This is a genomic window from Candidatus Nitrospira neomarina (assembly GCF_032051675.1).
Classification (GTDB): Bacteria; Nitrospirota; Nitrospiria; order Nitrospirales; family UBA8639; genus Nitrospira_E; species Nitrospira_E neomarina.
In genome coordinates this window covers 1330326-1352908 of sequence record NZ_CP116968.1, presented here as the reverse complement: position 1 = coordinate 1352908, position 22583 = coordinate 1330326, and the positions used below count along the sequence as shown (strand labels likewise).

Here is a 22583-nt window from a genome sequence, read left to right as displayed (position 1 = left end):
ACGGTAAGCATGTTGTGTGAAAATCGGATAGTTTAGAGGTGAACCGTTTTCGTTTTTCGACATTTTTGATGATAGGAACGGGTTTACTTGATCTTCATCCTGTTTCCTGAACAGGGTTGTTAAAAGCTTTGGACTTGCTTCGTTTCTGTGGAGCACATGATCCCCCTCATTCAAAAACTGTGTTTGATTTTCTGGGCTGAAATGACGAATGCAACAATTGGCTCCCCAGGCTGCCAGGTCGTTGACTCAAACTCCCTAACTATGCGATTTTCCTATCATGCGCCCGTAGCTCAGTTGGATAGAGCACCGGCCTTCTAAGCCGGGGGTCGCAGGTTCGATTCCTGCCGGGCGCACCACCTACACCAAAACAATCATGTCGTTGCAAGACCTCATCTAACGGATCCAATTGCATCCTCAAGCTTGGTTCCAATTACCCACTATTTGTTAATCCTCACTTTGGGTCATCCATTCGGACTCTTTGTTACAGATTAATTGAAGGTGCGCTTGGCTTAGATGGGTATGCCACTTCCTGAGGGCATCCTCATTACCCTCGGGTTGCAATGATGGTAAAAAGAATAATCCTTTCTTGGATTTAACCATCTGCATCCCGCCGGAGAAGGTTGTTGCTTTTGTTCATTCAAGAAAGTCTCCCGGACCCCCATTCAGCCACGATCAAGGTCTACCATCCTTAACCCGCGATTAGCTCACTAGAATGAGTAAAAAAGGGGAGTTATATGAATATGGTCATTGTCACGCCTCGGTTCCTCCCAAGAATGATTCCGGCAGGGTGTTCCAAAAATCATTCAAAATCCTCCCATGGGGCTAAATGGGTTGGTCCACTGTGCTTCCATCTTTTGCTGAAGTTATCCCTAAAATACGGTCAACAAACTGGAGGGTTCTCTGTCAGTACCTTCAAATGGCCGGATCATATACAGAAGAGGTGAAGGCGAAGATGTTTTTTGACCTGCTCGATATTTAAAAAGCCAGCAGCCCATTCCGGCTGGACACGTTTTCGAATGAAACTTTACTTCTGAATACTTATGGCATGGCTATGAAACTCGATCCTTCTTTTTCACAACTCACCAAAATGAATATTGGATTGATGATTTAGCAGGAACGCCAGGAATCACTGTTGAAGAAAAAAGCTACAATAGAGAATGGAGTATAAAAGCCTTTCCCCTCAAGGGCTCAGTTTATTTTTTAGACTACTGCAATCAAAGGGATGTTGTTGAATCGAAAGCAATATCTGGATGGGTTGAGTGCGAGGCTTTGTATTACCCAGGGTCGGTTGGGGAATCTGATTATTGTGTCTTCTTTTGAGATCAGTAAATTTTTACTGTGTGATTGCCGAAAAGGTCAATAAGAGGAAGTCTGAAATGCTGACTGTCAGGGAACATGTTCGCCGGGATACAAAGGTTCTGGAGTTATCTGGTCGTTTTGATTATGACTCTAAGCTTGGCCTCGAAGTGGCCATTCTGGGTGCTCAGGAAATAGGATGCCATCATATTATTCTCAATTTCTCGAACATTACCTGGATTGACTCGATGGGATTGGGGCAGATGTTTCTTTGGTATCAGCGGATGAAGTCCGATCGCATTCGATTGAGTATTGTGAGTCCTCAATCCCATGTATGAGAATTGCTTGAATATGCTAACCTGCCTCAGGTCATTCCCATTTATCAGACCGAGGAAGAGGCTGTCAGAGACAGTGTGCGCTGACTCCTGTTTTTTCTTTCTATTATTTTTTAAAATTTTCTCATCCAGCCTCCTTTATTTATTCCGAAAGCCGTAGTTGCCCGGGATTCCTTCGCTCATCCTTCGCTTGTTTCGAGGGCATTAGGGCGGATGGATTGGAACGTCCACCACTGGTTCCTTCGAGCCTGTCGCTCACGAAAAATTCTGTGGTCTACAAGAACCCTGCCTGTATGATGGGGTTCGACTCCATTCCAATCTAAGTTTTGTAGAATTTTTTGTTGACCGTTAAACAGTGGAGATTTCTATTTACATAATATGAAGGCGAGGGGATACAAAAATCCCCTGTGAGTTTGACCCACAGGGGAGATTATGTAAAACCTTGCTATGAATCGACGGTTATTTAAATCGACGGTCAAATTCCTTCACGACTTCATTTGTGAGATCTAACCCATCTCTACTGTACAGCACAATTTTTAGCGTGTTCTCACTACCTTTATCAATGACTACATCAAAGCCATGGCGTGCGGCGACGGCGCTTGTGGCCTCTTCGATTTTCTTCATATATTCCTGAACCAGGTCTTTTTGTTTTTGCCCGAGTTCATTCTGGAAATCCTGACCTTGTTTTTGCCAGGCTTGATATTTTTGTGCAAACCGTTCTTGTTTGCGTTTTTGCTCCTCCTCACTCAGCTTGGAGTTGGACTCTGCGGCTTTGAGTTCTTCCTGAAGACTCTCCAATTCCTTTTGATCGTTTTTCATCACGGTTTCTCTGGCTTGGGCATGTTCCTTTAAAGCCGCCAAGGCGCGGCTTCCCGCCTTTGACTTTTCAATCACGGCTTGAGGATCAAGGACACCGACGCGAAAGGAATCTTTTCCTGCGGCAAAGGCGGGCTGTTCAAAAGCCACACTCAGGATACAGATACCGGTGATGAATAGGACCCCAACAATTTTTGACAAACCATTCACACACATCTTCTTCATGCTTTTCCCTCTAGCGTTTAAAGGATGATCCTCCATTCGGGCTGAGATGCCGAAGAGGCTGAAATTCCGAGTAAACCTGATGACAGTACCGACGGTAGGCGGAGCTGTCAAGAGTCACAACTCCTTGTGGATAAACAGTATTGCCGTTGCCTAGGGCTCTGATATCTCTCGCTGCCAAGAGGCAAAAGATATTCGCTCCTCATGAGGAGAAGGTCGAATATGGGTTCGTTGCGAGGGCTGATCACTTTGATAGATGAGATCATATGTTCGGAGGGTCTGAGGAATTAGGGCTGCAATTTAAGTTTGGTTATGGTGGGGACTGGATTCCGGTGATTGTCAGAATGTTGCACAGATGTCCCAGGCCAATGCATCTGCGTGAGGAGTTAGGACTTACTGCTCGATGAAGAAGCCACGGATCCAGTGGAGGCACTGGAACTGGACGATGTCCCTGATCCCGAAGCCGTCCCTGATCCCTTAGACCCATCGGAAGATGCGGATGGGGTGGTTGTTGAACTGGACCCACTATCAGAGCTGGTCGAACCGGCCTTGTTGTCTGTTTTGGATTCGCTTGTACTGGTGTCAGCGGGTTTCCCTTTGTTCTCTGATTTACTCTCGGGCGCTTTGAGTTTGTCCGAGTAGTCCGTGACATACCATCCCGATCCCTTGAACATGATGGCGGGAGCTGAGATGACTTTAGTGACGGGTTCAGCTTTGCCACAACCACAGGATAATTGATCGCAGGTTTGAATAGGAGGATCAGACATTTTTTGTTGAATTTCAAATCGCTCACCGCTACCGGTGCATTGATATTCATAAATGGGCACGGGATACCTCCAGAAAGTAAACGTCAATTAAGGGGAATGGTAACCATACGTGTATAAAGGATAAGGCTGATTCTGTTCAGGTCAAGGTTTGGTGGTGCCCGAATTGAAAAAAATGAAACTCTGGGCGGAGAGTAAAAGGCTATTCAAGTTTAGCTACGGCCTCGGTAAGGTGCTGTAAGCCCTCTTCAATGACCTCCAAGGTTCCGGTATAGGAAAACCGCAGATGCGTGGGACTGCCAAACGGTTCACCAGGGACGCACGCCACTTGGGCTTCTTTAAGAAAAAAATTGGCAAATGCCAACGGCGTGGACAAGGATTCTCCCTTGAACCGACGGCCCAGGAGTTGAGCAACGCTCGGGAAAGCATAGAATGCGCCTGCAGGCATAGGACAGTGAATACCCGGGATCCGATTTAACCCTTCGACAATGGCCTTTCGTCGCATATCCAACTCCTTCACCATGTGTTCAATGAACGCATCTGCCCCCCGGATGGCCCCAACCGCTGCTTTTTGGGAGATGGAGCTGGGGTTTGAGGTGCTTTGGCTTTGGATGTCACCCATGGCTTTAATCAACGTCTCGGGGCCGGCGGCATAGCCAATCCGCCAACCCGTCATGGAATAGGTTTTTGACACCCCATTCACAATGATGGTGTTCTTGGCAATGTCTGTTCCAAGTGATGCGATGCTATGGTGTTGGTGCCGGTCGTAAACCATCTTTTCGTAAATTTCATCAGAAATGATGAGCAAATCATGTTGAAGCGCTATCTGGGCAATACCTTCCAACGTTTTCCGGTCATACATGCTCCCGGTCGGATTACACGGAGAATTCAGAATTATCGCCTTCGTGCGATCAGTGACCGCGGATTCCAGCGCCTTCACGTCAATGGCATAGCCTGAGGATTCGGAAGTGGGCAAAAAAACAGGCTTGGCGTCTGCCACGAGGATTTGTTCAGGATAAGAGACCCAATAGGGTGCGGGAATGATCACTTCATCTCCGGCCTCAAACAATGCCAATGCAAGATTGAATAGGGTGTGTTTGGCTCCACACGATACCAGGATTTGCGATTTTGAATAGGTCAGCCCCTGGTCACGCTGAAATTTTTCAATGATGGCCTCTTTTAGATCATCAATACCGGTGACGGCCGTATACTTGGTGAAGCCGGAGCGAATGGCTTGATAGGCGGCCTCTTTGGCCTCTTCAGGAGAATCCAGGGAGGGTTCTCCAGCAGTAAAATCGAAGACCTGCTGCCCTTGCGCGACCAGGGCTTTCACCGTTGCGGAGAGTTGCAACGTGGGGGAGGGGGTAATGCGGGTCGTTCGCGAGGCAAGGTTCATTTGGCATTTCTCCGTAATCGACCCTGGAGCCATTCGGCAACCTCGGGATGAAGAAAATGGTGGAGGGGACCGCCAACCGAGGCGACCTCTTTGACCATGCTGGAGGTGAGATAGGAAAATTCCTCACTCGACATCAGGAAGACAGTTTCCAGACTAGAGTCAAGTTTTCGGTTCAGCAGGGCCATTTGAAATTCATGTTCGAAATCTGACACGGCTCTTAGTCCACGAATAATGGCCAAAGCCCCGCGTTTCCTGACGTAGTTCACCAGTAAGCCGTCAAACGGTTCAACCGTGACACCCTTGAGGTCACTTGTGGCGATTTTGGCCAATTGGACTCGTTCGTCTAAGTCGAACAATGGGGCTTTTCGAGGGTTGGGAGCCACGGCGACGATCACCTGCTCGACCAGCCTGAGGCTTCGAGCAATGACATCGGTATGGCCCCGGGTAATAGGATCAAATGTCCCTGGATAAATGCCAATAGTCATTGGTCAAAATCTTTTACGGTCGGAGAAACGGGCCGGTAAAACGTCAACGCCGTATCCCCATAGCGGGCGGTTCGGATGAGCGACCATTTCCCAAGGGGAATTGGAGGAGTGGTTTTATGGAAATGTTCATAAATGAGTCGACCGGTTGGGGCCATGACGTCCGCTTCTTCTAAATGATGCAAGATCTGTTGAACATTCTGGAGCCGGTAAGGGGGGTCCATGAATATCATGTCAAACGGACGCCATCCTACCAAAATTGAATTTTGTATGGCGAGTGACACATCCTCAATGAGGACCTGGCTTGAAGGGCTAACCTTGAGTTGGGTAAGCATCTGCTGAATACTCCTTCCGGCCAATGGATTTTCCTCAACAAAAAGCGCCTTAGTCGCTCCACGGCTTAGGGCTTCCAGCCCCACTGCTCCTGTCCCCGCGAATAGGTCAGCCACGGTGGCATCCTGAATCTGGCCACCCAGTATAGAAAACAGGGCTTCTCTGGCCCGCTGGGAAGTCGGACGGGTGGTTCGCCCAGGAAGCGTAGGGATTGTTCGACCTTTAAATTGCCCTGCAACGATCCGGATAGAAGATGGTTTCATATGGGAGTGGACGATATCATAGTTCTGGAAACCTCAACAATCTCAATGACAGAATGGGAAGAATCGTTTTTGACGGGGTGAAAAATAGCTGCGTATAGTTCAACCCATTCTCGAATGGCAAACCCTGGTATTATGAATATGAATGACCCACAACTCAAAAAAGGGATTCAATCCTGGCCTGAGAAGGAACGGCCCCGTGAACTCCTTCTGAACAATGGCGCTCAGGGTTTATCGGATGCTCAACTGGTGGCCATCCTTCTACGAATCGGTCGACCCGATTCCTCGGCAGTGGATGTGGCATTGGACCTCCTCACCCGGCTTAAGGGACTGCGGGGTTTGGCCAATCGAAGCTTGCAAGAATTGTGTGTTGTTCCAGGAATTGGTCCTGCAAAGGCTGCCCAGATTCTCGCAGCCGTTGAGTTGGGAAAGCGGGCATTGGCGGTTCCGTTAACTGCGGGATTACGGATTCATCATAGCCATGATATTTATCAACACTACTATCCTTTATTGCGTGATCTTCGGCATGAGGTCTTTAAAGCCCTGTTGTTAGATGCCAAACACGGGCTTATCCGAGATGTCACTGTCTCCGAGGGAAGTTTGACGGTGAGTATTGTTCATCCACGAGAAGTCTTTAATCTGGCCGTACGAGAATCTGCGGCAGCAGTCATTTTTGTCCATAATCATCCAAGTGGTGACCCTCATCCCAGCGAGGAGGATCATGCCCTAACCCGTCGACTTATGGCAGCAGGGGAAATTTTGGGTATCCGAGTGTTGGATCACATTGTGATTGGGGATGGGCGCTATGTGAGTTTTGCGGACGAAGGCTTTCTCCTTTCTTCAACGTCCACGTTTGACCATTGATTGCCTCAGCTTCTTTCTCTAGATTTTCTCGATCTCCACTTTTCCCACCGCTGGTTCAATCCTTTGTTCTGAGTAGCTTTTCATGAGAAATTCATGGTAAAAATACGTGGTGTTGTAGTTTCCACTTGCAGTGTCTCCATGTTTGTTTAATTCCTGCATCATAAGGATCAGATATGGCCTCTATCACTCAAAAAGAAGTCGAACATGTCGCCCAATTAGCCCGCTTAGACTTATCGGAAGCGGAAAAACCCATGTTTGCCGACCAGTTGAATCATATTTTATCGTATGTGGATCAATTACAAGGGGTGTCGACGGAGGGAGTCCCTCCCACGGCCTCCGTCGCTCATGAGGAACAGGTGTTCCGTGAGGATAGCCCAAGCGAATGCTTGTCTGTGGAGAAGGCGCTGGCTAATGCCCCAGAATCACATAATGGATTTTTTGTCGTCCCGAATATATTAGGAAAATAGAGCCCACGCGAGATATTGAGAACGCTCGATTTGAGCATGACAAGTAAAATAGGAATTTAATATGTATCGACAATTGTTACGATGTAAAATTCACCGGGCGACCGTTACCGATTCCAGTCTCGACTATGAGGGTAGTTTAACGATTGACGAAGACCTGATGGATCGAGCGGGAATAATGGCCTATGAAGCGGTGATGGTTTCCAATTTGAATAACGGAGAGCGGTTTTCGACTTACGCGCTTCCAGGCACCCGGGGCAAAGGAGAGATCATTTTAAATGGTCCCACAGCCCGGTTGGGAGTGATTGGCGATAAGGTCATTATTTTTTGTTATGAATTATTTAATGATGAAGAAGCCAAGCGGCACGTCCCTCAAATTATCCAAGTCGATCACCAGAATAAAGCAAAGTAACCAATTCCCGTGTGAACGGGTTGCTCCGGTTGAAGGCCTGTTTCTTTCCATTTCCTTTTTACCCACTCATCCCAGAATCGGGTTTGTATGTCTCTATTTAAACTTACGCTAAAAGATCTTCAGGGTAAATTTACCGCTGGCGAGATTAGTGCTGTGGATATCGCCAGGTCTTATTCGCTGCGGCTCAGCCAGGTGGAGCCGAAAATCAAAGCCTATATTACCTTGACACCAAAAGAGACGCTCCTCGAACAAGCCAAAGCGATTGATGATGGACTGAAAGCCTGGCGAAAAACACAACCGCTCATGGGCATGCCATTAGGTATTAAAGATAATATTTGCACAGAAGGGATCCGGACGACTTGTGGATCTCGAATGTTGGAAAACTTTGTTCCTCCTTATGACGCCACAGTGATGGGCCGTCTTCGAACTCACCAACCTTTGATTCTGGGCAAAACCAATCTGGATGAATTTGCCATGGGTTCGTCCACGGAACATTCAGTGTTTGGGCCGTCCAGAAATCCGTGGAATCAAAAGTTTATACCGGGAGGATCCAGCGGAGGATCGGCGGCTGCGGTGGCAGCCGATGAATGTGTGGCGGCATTAGGCTCTGATACCGGCGGGTCAATTCGACAACCAGCGGCTTGTTGCGGTGTGGTTGGGTTAAAGCCTACCTATGGACGAGTGTCTCGCTTTGGATTGGTTGCCTTTGCCTCATCTTTGGATCAAATCGGTCCTATTACCAAAACCGTGACTGATGCCGCTATCATGCTGAATGCCATTGCCGGATTTGACCCGATGGATTCGACTTCCGCTAATCGTGACTGCCCGGATTTCACCAAAGCCGTGAAAAAGAAAGACCTCAAGAAACTCACTATCGGCGTGCCGCGGGAATATTTTTCTGATGGGCTTGATACAGAAGTCTGCGAAAAGGTTCAGGATGCCATACAGGTGTTGCAGGAGTTAGGCGGGACCATTCGAGAAGTGACGTTGCCTTCCACTGAACAGGCCATTGCGACCTATTACCTCATTGCCACGGCAGAGGCCAGCTCTAATTTGGCTCGCTATGATGGGGTCAGGTTTGGGTTTCGTGCCAAGGAATCCCGGGAATTGGCAGAGATGTATCGGAGCACCAGGTCGCAAGGGTTTGGCCCTGAAGTGAAACGGCGTATCATGTTGGGAACCTATGCCCTGAGCGCGGGGTATTACGAGGCATATTATGGGAAAGCTCAAGCCGTTCGCACCTTGATTCAACAGGAATTTGATGCCGTGTTCCAGGAAGTCGATTTGTTGGTGAGTCCGGTCATGCCGACGCCCGCCTTTCAATTAGGAGAGCGATTGGACGATCCCCTGCAAATGTATTTGTCCGACATTTATACGATTCCTGCGAGTTTGTCCGGACTCCCAGCGATGTCGGTTCCCTGTGGTTTGAGTAAAATGGGACTTCCTATCGGATTACAACTGATGGGGCGTCCGTTTGAAGAAGCCATGGTCTTGCGTGCGGCCTATGCCTATGAACAAGCCACAGACTGGCGAATGAAACGACCCGTGATTCGGTCATGAAAGGATAGCGAGGTATGGTGGATTTGGCAGCGATCATCATTGCCGTGGCCTTTGTGGTCTTGGTGGGCTACCTGGTTCCAATGATTCTTCAAGTGAAACGCACCGTGGGGCAATCAGAACGTCTGCTGATTCGCCTGAACCATGAGTTGCCGGGAATATTGAAAGACGTCAAGGGGACCAACGAAAACATTTTAACTTTAACGGATCAAGCCAGGCTTGGCATGGATCGGGCCACCATTTTCTTGAATGCAGTTGGAGATGTGGGGGAAACCGTCAATCAGGTCCATCAGACTGTTCGCGGGAAAGGGGGTGCCCTTGCTGTGGGCGTTTCCAGTTTACTTGCCGGACTCAAAGCAGCCAGTTCGACTATCAAAAAACGTGTACATAAAGAACAAAAAGGAGGGCCATCCTATGGCAACTAATCATTCAGGTGCATCAGCAGGATCGGTTGCGTTGGCATTTTTAAGTGGAGCGTTATTGGGAGCCGTGACGGCGATCATGTTAGCTCCTCAGCCGGGAAGAGATTCCCGAGAACGAATCACGGGCTATGCCCGGCGAACGGGTGAAGATTTGCGAGACATGAAGGAGCGGGCCACTGATGCGGTAGAGGATGTCGTTGGTCGTGGCCGTGAACTGGTGGAAGAAATTTCCTGTGCCGTGCGAGAAGCCTTAGATGCGGGCCGGGATGCCATGCGCCGTGAACGTGAAATGAAATCCCTGGATTAAAATTCAAAAAAAAGACGAAATCGAGAGGAGTGGCTCTGCTGCGTTATGGCCTATGAACCAGTTATCGGGGTTGAGGTGCATGCCCAACTCCAAACAAAGACGAAATTGTTTTGTGGCTGTCCGACTTCTTTCGGTCTTCCTCCGAATACGCAGGTGTGTCCAACCTGTCTGGGGTTACCTGGAAGTTTGCCGGTGCTCAATCAACGTGCGGTGGAAATGGCCGTACGCACAGGACTCGCGCTTCACTGCGAGATCACACTGACCAATCAATTCTCCCGAAAAAATTACTTGTACCCTGATCTGCCGAAGGGCTATCAAATTTCGCAATATGATTTGCCGATCTGCGGACCAGGATGGCTCGACATTTCCGTCAACGGGGAGTCAAAACGCGTGCGCATTCGCCGGGCTCATTTGGAAGAGGATGCCGGGAAAAATGTTCACGATGTCCCAGTGGAGGGGAGTGGTGTCGATTTAAATCGAGCGGGGACCCCATTATTAGAAATTGTTACCGAACCCGACTTACATTCGTCCGACGAGGTTGATGCCTATTTGAAAACCCTTCATGATCTTTTGGTCTATCTGGATGTCTGTGATGGGAATATGGAACAGGGGAGTTTTCGTTGTGAACCGAATGTGTCGCTTCGTCCACGCGGGCAGGACGTTCTTGGGACCAAGGTCGAATTGAAAAATATCAATTCCTTCCGTTTTGCCAAAGAGGCCTTAGATTTTGAAATCTCCAGGCAGACAGAGGCATTAACGGAAGGCGAAACGATCCGCCAGGAGACCCGGCTGTGGGATGTTCAAAAAGGGCATACGGTTGTCATGCGAAGCAAGGAAGAGGCCCATGATTACCGATATTTTCCCGATCCTGACTTACTATCCGTCCGGCTGGATGCAGAGTGGATAGAATCGTTGCGTCAGACTATTCCGGAACTTCCGGCTGTCCGCATGAAGCGATTTGTGACGGAATATCATCTCCCTGAGTACGATGCAAAACTTCTGACCGATTCAAAAAACCTGGCCGACTATTTCGAGGCCTGCGTGAAAGACTTTCCCCATCCGAAAACGGTCAGTAACTGGGTCATGGGCGAATTACTTCGTGAGCTCAATACCGCTAACACCGGTCCCGAATCTTCCCCGGTAAGTCCCGAACAATTGGTTGAACTCTTACAATTGGTAGAAGAGGGGACGATCAGCTTAAAAGTGGCCAGAGATCTCTTCCCGGAATTTTATGCGAGTGGGAAAACTCCGGAGCAATTGGTGAATGAAAAAGGGCTGGTCCAGGTTTCCGATGAGGGTGTCCTGGAAAAATTGATAGAGGAGGTGCTGGCCCAGCATTCTGCTCAAGTGGAGCAATATCGTGGCGGGAAGGAAACCGTATTAGGTTTTTTGGTGGGCCAGGTGATGAAGGCATCACAGGGAAAAGCCAATCCTGGCAAGGTCAATGCGCTATTGAAACAGCATCTTGCATCTTGATCTAAGACTCATCTCAGGGTACAAGATTAAGACAGGTGCCATTATTCACGATTTAAAGGAATGACAGTTTCTATGAGTCTTATTCAGAACATGACCTCACGGATGATTCTGGATTCTCGCGGGAATCCAACGATTGAAGTGGACGTGCATCTTGCCAGTGGCGTGGCTGGTCGTGCTGCTGTTCCCTCTGGTGCCTCCACGGGAACCCGTGAAGCCTTGGAACTGCGAGATGGGGATAAAAAGCAATGGATGGGCAAGGGTGTCGCGAAGGCCTTAGCTGGGATTCAAAAGCATATGCTCCCGGCTCTTCGAGGCATGGAAGCCCAGGACCAGGTGAGCGTTGATTCCCGATTGATTAAACTGGATGGAACTAAAGGCAAAACCAGATTAGGGGCCAATGCCACTCTTGGCGTATCGTTAGCCGTGGCGCGGGCGGCGGCACAGGAGCTGGGAATTCCCCTCTTTCGCTATCTTGGCGGGGTTTCGGCTCGGGAATTGCCGGTGCCTATGATGAATATTATTAATGGTGGTGCGCATGCAGATAATGGGCTTGATCTCCAGGAATTCATGATCATGCCCGTTGGGGCGACAAGTTTCAGCGAAGCCCTCAGGATGGGAACGGAGATTTTCCACCATCTGAAGGCCATCTTGAAATCCAAAAACATGAGCACGGCGGTCGGGGATGAGGGCGGATTTGCCCCTGCCGTCCGATCGAATGAAGAAGCCCTGGATTTCATTGTCCAAGCGATTCACCAAGCGGGCTATCGATCAGGAAAAGATGTGGTGTTGGCTCTTGATGCGGCGGCCAGCGAGTTTTTTGAGAAAAAGGTGTATCATGTGCGGAATGGGATTAAACCCAAAATGTCCTCAGGAGAGCTGGTTGAGTATTATGCCAAGTTAGTGAAGCAGTATCCGATCGTCTCCATTGAAGATGGGCTTGATGAAAGTGATTGGACTGGATGGAAGCAGCTTACGGATCATCTCGGGGATCGAGTCCAGCTTGTCGGTGATGACTTATTTGTGACTAATGTCGAGTTTTTGGGACGAGGGATCCGTGAAGGCATTGCGAATGCTATCTTGATCAAAGTGAACCAAATCGGCACACTCACGGAAACGATTGAAGCGATGCGTATGGCCCAACGGGCCGGCTATGGAGTGGTGGTGTCCCACCGATCCGGTGAGACGGAGGATACGACCATTGCGGATTTAGCTGTGGCGTTAAACGCTGGGCAGATTAAAACAGGTTCCCTGTCTCGTACGGATCGTTTGGCCAAATATAACCAGTTACTCAGGATTGAGGAGACGTTAGGCTCAGCGGCCTTATATCGCGGGAAAGCCGTTCTTCCAGTACAAACATAATTTTCTCGTATGCGTCCCAATAATAAAAAACGGGCGTCCACCGGGCTTGGGGGTGATCTGTTGGAGCGCCTTCCAATGGTTGGGGCTTTTTTGATGATGAGTGTGCTCGCGGGGACCATGTTTTTTAATTCTGATGGATTGCCTTTATATTTTCATATGCGGGAAACGCGTCAGCATTTGACGGAACAAATCCAGCAGTTACAAGATATCAATGCCTCGATTGAAGAAGATATCCTCCGTATTCAACGGGACCCGCAACGACTGGAAGAACTGGCCCGAAATCGTTTGGGTATGGTTCGACAGGGAGAAGTGGTGTATCAATTTGTGGAGCCGGTCCCTTCCTCGTTTACGGCCAGACCTTAGCGGCAAGACTTCTTGCGCCATACCCCTGTAACCCTTCATACTCATTCATTGCTGCTTCTTCGGTTTTCCCATACTTGAAAGCTTTGCTATGAAATCAGGCCAATTAGCCATTCTCGGCCGACCCAATGTCGGCAAGTCGACGTTGCTCAATGCATTGGTACGCGAAAAAATCGCCATCGTCTCCGATAAACCACAAACAACTCGAAACCTGATTTTAGGGGTCGGGCATTACCCTGAAGGTCAGCTCATTCTCATTGATACGCCTGGCCTCCATACCCCTCACCATCGCCTGAACACACAGATGGTGGAATCGGCGTTAGGCACCCTGACTCAATCCGATGTGGTCTATATGATCGTGGACAGTCAGGTCTTGCCGGGTCCTGGGGACCGACAAGTCCTGGAGCAGATTATGTCGTCTCATCAAGAGCGACCATTTAAGGGGGTATTTTTATTATTAAATAAAGCCGATGCTGTCGCCAAATCCAGGCTGCTACCCCTTATTGATCAATACCGCACATGGTTTCCGTGGACAGAAATTATCCCCATTTCTGCCAAGACCGGGGTAAATATCCCGCAATTAGTGGAATTAACCTTTGCGTGTCTGACCCCGTGTTCGGAATTAATGTATGACGAAGATTTTTTGACCAATCAGCCAATGCGCCATATGGCTGCAGAGCTCATTCGTGAAAAAGTTCTAGCCCAGACGTACGATGAATTACCATATGCTGTGGGTGTGTTGATCGAGGAATTTCAGGAAGAACCAGGGCTGACAACCATACGGGCCGTTATTCTTGTGGAAAAAACAAGTCAAAAAGGGATTGTGATCGGGAAAAAAGGCATGCGCCTCAAAGAGATTGGTCAAAGTGCCCGGTTAGATATGGAGCGACTGTTCGGCATGAAGATTTATCTCCGGATGTGGGTGAAAGTGCAGGAAGGCTGGCGCGATAATATTCAGGTGTTGAATGAACTGGGATATGGGTGAAAAATTCGTGATAATTTCATCAGTATTCATGTCTGACCTATAGACCGTACTTGTAGATTACTCATGCCGCTCTTAAGAACTCGCGCGGTTATTATTCGAAGCCAACGATGGGGTGATGCTGACAGAATTGTCACTCTGTATTCCGCCGATTTGGGAAAAATTCGAGGCGCCGCACGTGGTGCACGCCGGATGAAGACACGCTTCGGGGGGGTTCTTGAGCCTTTTGGGATTGTTGATGTCACGCTATTTCAAAAAACCCCAGACGCGTTGGGGCAAATTAGTCAAATAGATCTGGTCAGAAACTTTAGAGCTCTACGAGAAGATTTAAATGTGATGGCAGCCGCTGCCAAGATGGTGCATATGGTGGAGATGATTACGGCCGATCGTGATCCCAATCCGGAAATGTATTCATCACTGATATATGCCCTGGAACACTTGGTTCCTGAGAGAGACCTGGGCCTCACCACATTATTATTTCAAATTCATGTGCTGGGCTATACTGGTTTTCGTCCACAAATTGATCGATGTACTGAATGCGGAACTATTGCCTCCCCTCATATGCCTCAGTGGTTTTCTCCTCGATTAGGGGGGATGGTCTGCCACGGTTGTGGTCAACGGGGTATAGGGCGGTTACTGTCAATTTCTAAAGGCAGTTTAGCGTTTATTGAACAAGCTCGACGCCTCCCTATGGCTAGTTTGTCACGACTAAAAGCGATCGGAACGGTCAGGGTTGAGGTGGAGGAGGCGATTGAAGCCTACTTTCAGGCGGTCGTCGGAAAAGCTCTTCCAACATTTGAACAATGGGTCTCCTAATGCCCACCACTCATAAGGACAATCAGGTATGACTTCTCAAGCATCACTGGAACCGACGGATATGGAATGGCTGGATAACGGGGTCTTGGGCATTACGTGGAGTGATGGGCATAAGGGCGTTTACCCGGTTCGGTATTTGCGGCAACATTGCCCCTGTGCGGCCTGTACGGACGAATGGACCGGCGAGTTGCGTCTTAAGCCGGACTCTATCCCACTTCTCATACTCTTGAAGGATATAGAACCGGTTGGGCGCTATGCCTTCCGATTTAAATGGAGTGACGGGCATGATACCGGACTCTATTCCTATACGGCACTTCGCCGCATGTGCCAATGTGATGTCTGCCAGCCCAATAAACCCAAAAGCAAGCAACTCCTCTAGCTTCTTCTGTTTTTCTTTGTCTCAGGATCCGCAGGAAACGCCATCGATGTGCTGAAATGATGGCTCAAAAGACACCTTTTCAAAAAACGCCAACTGGAAACCTGAAAAATTGAGGGAAAAATTAGGGAGGATAGGAGTTTATTCAACCAGGGCTTCCTGGAAAGCAAGAGACACAGGGCGAACAGTGGTCAGTTGTTCCATCGCCTGATTGGCTTTACTGACGTAGAAGGCATATTGAGGTTCCGGGAAATTTTTCAGTATTTCCTGAAATGTGCGCAGTGCCGTTGGCCAATCTGCTGATAATTGAGCGACTTCTGCGAGATGAATTGAGCAGGAGGCAGCCATGGCTCGTGGATCGACAGCCAGGCGGGAACCTCTTGCGGTAGACCATTTTTTCAGAAATGCGGGGACAGGAATCGGAGAGTCGTCCAGTGAGATCGGTTTCGGTGCAGAGGCTAACACGTCAAGATTGGCTTGCATGTGCTGGACATCAGAGCTATTCACACAGTGGTTATAAGCGTCCCAAATCCCAAGGAAATCATGATCCTCCATGGCCAGTTCTCCGGTAGATTTTGGCTGAAGACTCTGGCAGCCTATAACCATGATCGAAAGTAGACTCACCAGGATAAACCTGATATGAGTTGAGACAAGAGGTTTGTGGTTCATATTTAAAATGATTCCTAAGAATTCCTATTTCACAAAAAAGCCAACTTTAAATAAACTCCACAAGGATTACGCAAAATTTATGCTAAAAAACAATTGTGTGGAATGTGAGTTTTTGCCCGTAAAATGACAATATTGACAATATATTGAAGACCCTAACGTATATTAATTACCACAATATGTTGTTTTTTTATCACAGACGTCAGTGCCATTAAAATTAATGTTTTGCTTTAGTTAATGATGGATGTGCCGGTTGGCTGAATTGGATTATTAACGAAATGGTTTAATTTCGTATTCAGCGAACAGCTGCTTTGTTTCTGGATGAAAAGTATAACCTTTCCCTTGATGAATATCTTGATTTTTGAACAGCGGAACGAGTTGCCCTGTAGGATGCAGATACAGCCCTCGAAGAGGAACGGATCGTTTGGCATGGCGGATAAGATGGCAGGGAATAGGCCTGATGGATTGAAGCCATTCAGCCAGATCTTGAGGATTCCCGATAGAGGCTGAGAGAAGAAGAAGCCGTGCTTGGGATGGACACAAAATAATGGTTTCTTCCCACACCACCCCACGCTCTGGATCGGCGAGATATTGGGATTCATCCAGAATAACCAGCCCCAAAGTATGCAGCCGTAAATCAATCTCCCCGCTGGCGGCATCATAGAATAAATTTCTCAAAATTTCGGTCGTCATGACCAGGAGCGGGGCCTGAGCATTGTCACGCCGGTCTCCGGTTAAAATTCCGACTTGATCCGGTCCAAAAAGCTGGGTGAATTCCATGAATTTTGTATTTGACAGCGCTTTGAGTGGAGAGGTGTAAATCACCGTTTGGTTCAGTGCCATCGCTTGCCTGATCGCCTGGATGGCGACATAGGTTTTTCCGCTTCCCGTCGGAGCGCTCACAATGACATCTGAATGCGCCAGATGTTCCACCGCCTCGGTTTGCCAGGGATCCGGAACGAAGGGTTGAGGCTCAGGAACTCCAATCCCTTCCAATATTTGCTTGAGCGTAATCGATGGCGGAACAGGGCCGAAGGTGGGCCTCCTCTTATTGGGACGATTTTTTGCTTGAAAGGGCGAATCAGGAATTTGAGGGCGTGCTGCGGCGCGGGCTTCTTGCGCGGCCAGGCGTTCCTGGCGGATGGTCAGTATCTGCTGCAGTTCGGTTTCGATGGCCAGAATCTGGTCCGGTGGAAAGGCCAGCATTAATTCAACAAGGCGATGTTTCCCGAGACGAAAATGTCGATGGATGCGGCCCCTGGCCATGTGATGTAAATATTTTACCGGTAAATTTTGGAGTTCGCGCTTGAGATCATCATGATGCATGGCGGTACGTTCCCATCTGTGGCTATGGAAGTTCTTGCAGGACTTCCCGGCGCATGGTCACCATCGCGGAGTGGGCGGTATCGGCCAAGCCGGGATGCGTCACCTTGAGTCCATATATTTGGGAGAGAAATTCCAAGGTTCTGGCTAAAAGGCGATACACATCCCCTTCGGCCATGGATGTGGAACGAACCAGTGAAGCCCATGTGAGTTGAGGGTTCCCGATCCAACTTTCCACGAGTGCCGCGACATCTGAGCGCAACAAGGGCGGGGGTTCATACGGGCTCAAGGAATCAGCGACAGCACGCACCTGTGTCAACATGGAGGCCAGTCCAGACGGGAGGCGCATGTAGGATCCTGGGCGATCATCATCATGGGAAATACTCGCCATCACGCCCGCTAACAATCCTGGAGCAATACCCGAGAAGGCCTCCATACGAATCAGTTCTGTGATGAGTAGGGAATGGTTAATACGAATGAGTCTAGCCCATTCACCGTCAGCCGTGAGTTGCGAGTTGGCGGTGATATATCCGAATTTATGGAGTACGTCGGCTTTTTGTTGAAACCGGTGCCACAATCCATCACGGAGAGCTTGTATCGTTTTGGTCAATTGCTGGGATTTCTGGCGAAGTTTCGACGCCAGAGGAAAGTCTTTCTTGCAGGCCGGGTGGGAGGGACAGGTGGGACAGGGAAATTCCTCCGTTAATATTTCTGCGAGAAGCGGATCTTCTGTTTCCTGGGTTTCCGGCAAAATCGGAACGGTAGGCAGACGCGCAGGCAATTGGGAAAGCTCTTTCTTGAGTTGAGCCAGCACCTGAGGCTGACACCAGGGAATAGTGCGAGAGGGCTGAAACTCAAACAGGCGGTCGTAAACCTGAGTGACCGAATGGGCAGGACACTCACCCAAGGTGCCTTTCGCCCGAATCACAGATAACATTGGGGCAAAGGTTCCACGACTTCGATATTGACGGAGAATAATCGCCGGACCTTTTGGCAGTCCGATGAGGCGTCCTGGAGTCAAAAAAGGCAGGCAGGCCGTCAAAAAGGGCGTGTCCTTGGTGACGATAGGATGTCGGTGCGCTTTGCGGCGGCGGGCCAGATCAAAGCCTTTCCACTGAGTGATCCAATCGGCGCATTCCCGGGGTCCATAGGGTGTTAATTGGTCCTTGATCTGATCCAGATGATCTTGATGGATGCTTGATCGTTGATTCAGCTGAAATTGCGCAAAGCTTTTTGCGAGTAATCCCTCAATCTGATCCAGGGAATGGGCCTTCAGCAGATTAAGCACCATGGGATAGGACACCACAAATTGGCTGTCGATCGGTTCCGGATAGCCTGTGAGTCCTTTGCCAAGGATGTTTAAGTCAATGTAAGGAGAGGGAGTAATGACCACCACACCCACCAAATCTTTGCCTCGACGTCCACCGCGGCCGGCCAGCTGTTGAATTTCGCTGTTGGTCAGATCAGTGAAATCCTGCGATTTGCGTACGCTGGATTGGGTAATCACGACGGTTCGTGCCGGGAAATCGACCCCCGCGGCCAAGGTCGTTGTGGCAAACACGGCATCCAACAATCCCTGGCGCATGAGTTCTTCAATCGCAATTTTCCAGGAAGGGAGATGCCCGGCGTGATGAGCGGCGACTCCAAATTCCTGCACAACAGGAATTAAGGGGTGGTGCTCAACACTCGGGAAGTTTTTGATGAATTTCTCCAGAAATTCCCGAATAGCCTCCGAACGTTGAGTCGACATCCTGGCGGAACTGTGGGCGAAGGTATCAATGGCCTCATCGCAGGCCCGGCGAGAGGTCAAAAAGACAATCGCCGGAGTCAAGCGATGCCGACGGAGTATTTCTATGAGATCAACAGGATGAATGGCCGGTGGCATGGATGATGAAATTGTAGCAGGAGTCGGTGGAGGAAAACACTAATATGATACAGGTCGAATAAAAGAAAAGGAACCAGGCCTTTGTCGTTATTATGGGTTGGGGAAGATGCGCCGCGAAGAAGAAACGCTCGTTAAGGTCTGGCATATTGGACCGATAAGGTTTCGTAAGATTATGGCCATTGAAGTTATTATACGTGGAATTCGAGGCGCGACCGTCGTAGATTTTCATGGTCGATTAGATATGCATTCTCGATGGCATGTTAAGGCCATTATTAACCAATGTTGCCATACCGAACAAGAGCATCTGATTCTCAACCTCAAAGGCTTAACGTTTGTGGATAGTGCTGGATTAGGATTTCTGGTGTTGTGCTCCTATCAATTTAGGGAATTACGTCGCAGAATAAGTTGGATTCAGCCACAAGGATGTGTTGGGGAATTGCTTCAAAATCTCCAAATCCATGAACTCATCTCAGTGTGCCAGTCAGAACAGGACGCCTTATCTGCAGTCTCTCCCTCCTAAGTTCTGCTTATTCCAAGTATTCATTAAAATGGTGTTTGTACTTGAATCCATGAGATCCTAACACCGAAGATTCGCAAGAGGCACTCCGTTTCCGGACAGTCAGGGCATTCTCCTACCTCTTTACTTTTCTCAGGCTCTCCCCACACAACGGAGTACCTTGTATCAATCGAAGTCGTTCTCTGCGTGAGTATGATGAAAGTCACCCAAAACTAACCGAACGACTATCCGCTGTCCTTTGGAAAGAAAGAGAGTGACTTGCCCTTGCCAGTGTGGCCTAGAAAACGGCAAGATGATTTTCTGTGAGAAGTCTCAAGGGGTATGGATGAATCAACAGATGCTTCCTTTTAACATCTTAACATCCTCAAAGGCACTCTGCGTGGAGTGAATCGATGACGAAGAGTATGATGATAGAAGGGATGTTGAAATCACTAAATGAGAATACTTTGCAAAATATCGTGTCAGATTGCTTTTATTGACGTCATAATTAGGAGGAAAATTTTACAGTTACCCTTCACTCAACCCCGTAGGTCCAAGCCGAAGTGTTGAGGAATTGAAGATGAAGCCCGCCGGGAACTGAATTTTCACTGTTCCCCGAATTGTGAGTTGATTGTATTTTCCAGTTTAGTTATTCCCTGGTGTCGGTAGTCAGGATTGACTCTTAAGGACAAATGGTGAGGGAGGAGATGTGTATCATGGATGGGTATCGCGTCAAAAGTCAGAAAAGAAAATATATTGACCTATACCTGGTCGTCGTGATTTTTGTGTTGTGGGCTCCGCTGAGCGGAGGGACGGTGAGTGCCTATCAGGAAGAGGAGGTTGCCGGTGGAGCGTCGATCACTGGTGTTATGAAATTTGCTGGATCTGTTCCAACGCCCAAAACCTATAAAGTCACCATGGGAAGCCACCCCGAATTCTGTCAGACTATTGCGGACAAAAAAGGTTATATCACTGTCCCGAAGGTTCGTGTGTCTTCCAAACTGCACTTGGCCGATGTGGTCGTTTTTCTTCAAGAGGTTGACCGTGGGAAACCTCTCCCCAAAGAAGAGCCGATCCTGGCGGTGGACCGATGTCAATTCGTGCCACGAGTCATCGGTACCTTGGCCGATCAAAATCTCCGTATGGTCATGCGGGATCCCATTCTTCATCAGATCCGGGGATGGGAGATGTTGGAAAACGGCCGTCTGCCGCTTTTTCATATTTCTAATTTAGGAAAGGATGGGGAAGCCACCCTTCCACTCAAAGCACGGCGTAGCAGCATTATCAAATGGACATGTGATCAACACAGCTTTATGGAAGGGTGGCTTCTGTTGGCTGCGAATCCATATGTGACGGTTTCTGACGACCAGGGGGTTTTTCGATTGACGGATATTCCTGCGGGCACACATACGGTCGGGGCCTGGCACCCGGTGCTGGGTTATCAGGAAGCCAAGATAACGCTCATTTCCGGCCGGCAAGAGACCCTTGAGCTGACGTTCGATTCCCCATCGAACCCATAGGCGTATTGGAAGGGGTATTGGGTCGATCGGCGGCTGATCAGGCGGTCGATGAATTTCTTCAGGACCATGACGTTATAAGCCGTATAAGATGTGATTGTTCAACTTTGGTTTTCCTTCTCAGAATCCCGCAATGACCGTTTTCTTTCACCGGCTCTCCTTTTCGTTTGGTCTCTAGCATGAAAGATTCAAAGACATTTATCAGCCTTTGTCTCGTCGGTTTTTGTAGTTTTGTCAGTTATGACATGGTGCGTCGTCCGGCCTTGGCTCTGTTTGTGGAAAGCCTTGGTGCCGGCCCCTTTCTTGTCGGTCTCTTAGTGGCTGTCTCAACAGTCACCGGCATTGTACTCAAGCTTCCGATAGGATTGCTCTCCGACCAGATCAATCGAAGACGGTTGATGTTGGGAGGAGTGTTGGCCTTTGCAATACCGCCTTTTCTTTATCCATTTACCTCGGATCTCTGGACCTTAGGTATTCTCAGATTGTTTCATGGATTAGCGACCGCAATGTTTACGCCGCTGGCTTTAGCGATGGTGGCAGAGCTCTTTGCGAAACGGAGGGGAGAGGCTTTTGGTTGGTATACCTCGGCAACCCAGGGTGGTGGCCTGCTTGGTCCCATGATTGGAGGGGCTATCGTCTATCAATTTGGATTTGCCCCCACGTTTTTTTTAGCCGGGTTATTTGGGATGTTAGCGTTGGTCTTCTTCTGGTTGATCCCCCAAACGCCCACACCCTCGCGGCTCCATCAATATTCCGTCCCGACACTATGGAAGGAGATGCGCGAAGGCCTCCGTCGAGTCTGCCAGATTCCACCCATTCTTATTACGAGTAGTGTGGAAGCTGCCAAGATGATGGGCAACGGCACACTGATGGCGTTTTTGCCGCTGTACGGTTTGACCATTGGATTGAACGCCGCCGAAATCGGAGTGTTGTTTGGAGTGCAGGCGTTGACTTCGTTTATTGCCAAACCGGTGATGGGGAGAATTTCTGATCGTGGGGCCAGGCAGCCGCTGATTTTTGGAGGGCTTTGCCTGTGCGGCCTCATGGTCATGTTTATTCCCCAAATCCAGGGATATGTCCTTTTATTAGTGGTCGCCGGAATGTTTGGGTTTGGTGAAGCCGTGGTAACGTCTTCGACCACCGCCCTGGTTGCTGATTATTCAGAAGGAAAAGATCTCGGAGCTGGCATGGGATTACGGGGGACTATTATGGATATCGGGCATGCAGTCGGACCGCTCCTGGCCGGCCTCCTCATCAACACGTTAGGCTATGGAGGAGGGTTTTTCTGTATTGGGGTCCTCTTATTACTGACGGCGGCATTTTTTGGTGTCACAATGATGGGGATCAAAAAACCAGTTGTGTTACAATAGGCTTTTTCCTGAAGGGGAAGGCAAAGG

At 49.0% G+C, this 22583-nt stretch carries 24 protein-coding genes and 1 tRNA gene; 17 read left to right on the top strand and 8 right to left on the bottom strand.

Annotated features, from left to right (window positions below):
- The first annotated feature begins 279 nt into the window (after positions 1 to 279).
- Together PQG83_RS06040 and PQG83_RS06035 are read left to right on the top strand one after the other, a co-directional pair.
- Positions 280 to 356: transfer RNA gene (locus PQG83_RS06040), tRNA-Arg, on the top strand.
- 1020 nt (positions 357 to 1376) lie between these two features.
- Positions 1377 to 1634 (top strand): STAS domain-containing protein, encoded by a 258-nt coding sequence (locus PQG83_RS06035; RefSeq protein WP_312747814.1) that lies wholly within the window; start codon positions 1377 to 1379, stop codon positions 1632 to 1634.
- A 456-nt stretch (positions 1635 to 2090) separates the two neighbouring features.
- On the opposite strand, the gene PQG83_RS06030 is transcribed toward PQG83_RS06035, so the two are convergent.
- The 5 genes from PQG83_RS06030 to rsmD form a co-directional block, all read right to left on the bottom strand.
- Positions 2091 to 2672 carry an OmpH/Skp family outer membrane protein gene (locus PQG83_RS06030; protein WP_312747813.1) on the bottom strand — a complete coding sequence of 194 codons (582 nt, stop codon included), beginning with the start codon at positions 2670 to 2672 and terminating at the stop codon, positions 2091 to 2093.
- 383 nt (positions 2673 to 3055) lie between these two features.
- Positions 3056 to 3496: an FmdB family zinc ribbon protein gene (locus PQG83_RS06025; protein WP_312747811.1), complete on the bottom strand. Its 441-nt coding sequence runs from the start codon at positions 3494 to 3496 to the stop codon at positions 3056 to 3058.
- Positions 3497 to 3635: 139 nt separating this feature from the next.
- Complete coding sequence (locus PQG83_RS06020) at positions 3636 to 4829, bottom strand: pyridoxal phosphate-dependent aminotransferase (RefSeq protein ID WP_312747809.1); 1194 nt, start codon at positions 4827 to 4829, stop codon at positions 3636 to 3638.
- On the bottom strand, positions 4826 to 5314 hold the full coding sequence (gene coaD / locus PQG83_RS06015) for a pantetheine-phosphate adenylyltransferase (RefSeq protein WP_312747807.1): 489 nt from the start codon (positions 5312 to 5314) through the stop codon (positions 4826 to 4828). Before coaD ends, PQG83_RS06020 begins: the two co-directional genes overlap by 4 nt.
- Positions 5311 to 5907, bottom strand: coding sequence for a 16S rRNA (guanine(966)-N(2))-methyltransferase RsmD (rsmD, locus tag PQG83_RS06010; RefSeq protein ID WP_312747806.1), 597 nt, complete (start codon positions 5905 to 5907; stop codon positions 5311 to 5313). The genes coaD and rsmD overlap by 4 nt, the downstream gene beginning before the upstream one ends.
- A 138-nt stretch (positions 5908 to 6045) precedes the next feature.
- On the opposite strand from rsmD, the gene radC reads away from it, so the two are divergent.
- The 12 genes from radC to PQG83_RS05950 all read left to right on the top strand — a co-directional run bounded on the left by radC (position 6046) and on the right by PQG83_RS05950 (position 15302).
- Positions 6046 to 6768: a RadC family protein gene (gene radC / locus PQG83_RS06005; protein WP_312747804.1), complete on the top strand. Its 723-nt coding sequence runs from the start codon at positions 6046 to 6048 to the stop codon at positions 6766 to 6768.
- A 173-nt stretch (positions 6769 to 6941) separates the two neighbouring features.
- A complete protein-coding gene (gene gatC / locus PQG83_RS06000; RefSeq protein WP_312747802.1) occupies positions 6942 to 7235 on the top strand; it encodes an Asp-tRNA(Asn)/Glu-tRNA(Gln) amidotransferase subunit GatC in 294 nt (97 codons plus the stop codon).
- Positions 7236 to 7296: 61 nt separating this feature from the next.
- Positions 7297 to 7644, top strand: coding sequence for an aspartate 1-decarboxylase (gene panD, locus PQG83_RS05995; protein WP_312747800.1), 348 nt, complete (start codon positions 7297 to 7299; stop codon positions 7642 to 7644).
- An 87-nt stretch (positions 7645 to 7731) separates the two neighbouring features.
- On the top strand, positions 7732 to 9204 hold the full coding sequence (gene gatA / locus PQG83_RS05990; protein WP_312747799.1) for an Asp-tRNA(Asn)/Glu-tRNA(Gln) amidotransferase subunit GatA: 1473 nt from the start codon (positions 7732 to 7734) through the stop codon (positions 9202 to 9204).
- A 14-nt stretch (positions 9205 to 9218) separates the two neighbouring features.
- Positions 9219 to 9626 carry a DUF948 domain-containing protein gene (locus PQG83_RS05985; RefSeq protein WP_312747798.1) on the top strand — a complete coding sequence of 136 codons (408 nt, stop codon included), beginning with the start codon at positions 9219 to 9221 and terminating at the stop codon, positions 9624 to 9626.
- Positions 9616 to 9930, top strand: coding sequence for a YtxH domain-containing protein (locus PQG83_RS05980; protein ID WP_312747797.1), 315 nt, complete (start codon positions 9616 to 9618; stop codon positions 9928 to 9930). Before PQG83_RS05985 ends, PQG83_RS05980 begins: the two co-directional genes overlap by 11 nt.
- Positions 9931 to 9975: 45 nt before the next feature.
- Positions 9976 to 11406, top strand: a complete 1431-nt coding sequence (gatB, locus tag PQG83_RS05975; RefSeq protein WP_312747795.1) for an Asp-tRNA(Asn)/Glu-tRNA(Gln) amidotransferase subunit GatB — start codon at positions 9976 to 9978, stop codon at positions 11404 to 11406.
- A 72-nt stretch (positions 11407 to 11478) separates the two neighbouring features.
- Positions 11479 to 12765 (top strand): phosphopyruvate hydratase, encoded by a 1287-nt coding sequence (gene eno / locus PQG83_RS05970; RefSeq protein WP_312747794.1) that lies wholly within the window; start codon positions 11479 to 11481, stop codon positions 12763 to 12765.
- A gap of 9 nt (positions 12766 to 12774) precedes the next feature.
- Positions 12775 to 13128 (top strand): FtsB family cell division protein, encoded by a 354-nt coding sequence (locus PQG83_RS05965; protein ID WP_312747793.1) that lies wholly within the window; start codon positions 12775 to 12777, stop codon positions 13126 to 13128.
- Positions 13129 to 13216: 88 nt separating this feature from the next.
- Entirely contained in the window at positions 13217 to 14110 is an 894-nt protein-coding gene (gene era / locus PQG83_RS05960; RefSeq protein ID WP_312747792.1) for a GTPase Era, read from the top strand.
- 63 nt (positions 14111 to 14173) lie between these two features.
- Positions 14174 to 14923, top strand: coding sequence for a DNA repair protein RecO (gene recO, locus PQG83_RS05955; RefSeq protein WP_312747790.1), 750 nt, complete (start codon positions 14174 to 14176; stop codon positions 14921 to 14923).
- 28 nt (positions 14924 to 14951) lie between these two features.
- Positions 14952 to 15302, top strand: coding sequence for a gamma-butyrobetaine hydroxylase family protein (locus tag PQG83_RS05950; RefSeq protein WP_312747788.1), 351 nt, complete (start codon positions 14952 to 14954; stop codon positions 15300 to 15302).
- Between the two features lie 138 nt (positions 15303 to 15440).
- Here the strand turns inward: PQG83_RS05950 and PQG83_RS05945 are convergent, their stop codons facing one another.
- The 3 genes from PQG83_RS05945 to PQG83_RS05935 form a co-directional block, all read right to left on the bottom strand.
- On the bottom strand, positions 15441 to 15968 hold the full coding sequence (locus tag PQG83_RS05945) for a hypothetical protein (protein ID WP_312747787.1): 528 nt from the start codon (positions 15966 to 15968) through the stop codon (positions 15441 to 15443).
- Positions 15969 to 16235: 267 nt separating this feature from the next.
- Positions 16236 to 17291: a DEAD/DEAH box helicase gene (locus PQG83_RS05940; protein WP_312747785.1), complete on the bottom strand. Its 1056-nt coding sequence runs from the start codon at positions 17289 to 17291 to the stop codon at positions 16236 to 16238.
- Between the two features lie 22 nt (positions 17292 to 17313).
- Positions 17314 to 19173 (bottom strand): DEAD/DEAH box helicase, encoded by a 1860-nt coding sequence (locus PQG83_RS05935; RefSeq protein WP_312747783.1) that lies wholly within the window; start codon positions 19171 to 19173, stop codon positions 17314 to 17316.
- Between the two features lie 172 nt (positions 19174 to 19345).
- Between PQG83_RS05935 and PQG83_RS05930 the strand changes: the two genes are divergently transcribed.
- The 3 genes from PQG83_RS05930 (at position 19346) to PQG83_RS05920 (ending at position 22556) form a co-directional block, all read left to right on the top strand.
- A complete protein-coding gene (locus tag PQG83_RS05930) occupies positions 19346 to 19693 on the top strand; it encodes an STAS domain-containing protein (RefSeq protein ID WP_312747781.1) in 348 nt (115 codons plus the stop codon).
- A gap of 692 nt (positions 19694 to 20385) precedes the next feature.
- A complete protein-coding gene (locus tag PQG83_RS05925; protein ID WP_312747779.1) occupies positions 20386 to 21189 on the top strand; it encodes a carboxypeptidase-like regulatory domain-containing protein in 804 nt (267 codons plus the stop codon).
- A 176-nt stretch (positions 21190 to 21365) separates the two neighbouring features.
- A complete protein-coding gene (locus PQG83_RS05920; protein WP_312747777.1) occupies positions 21366 to 22556 on the top strand; it encodes an MFS transporter in 1191 nt (396 codons plus the stop codon).
- Positions 22557 to 22583 lie beyond the last annotated feature (27 nt).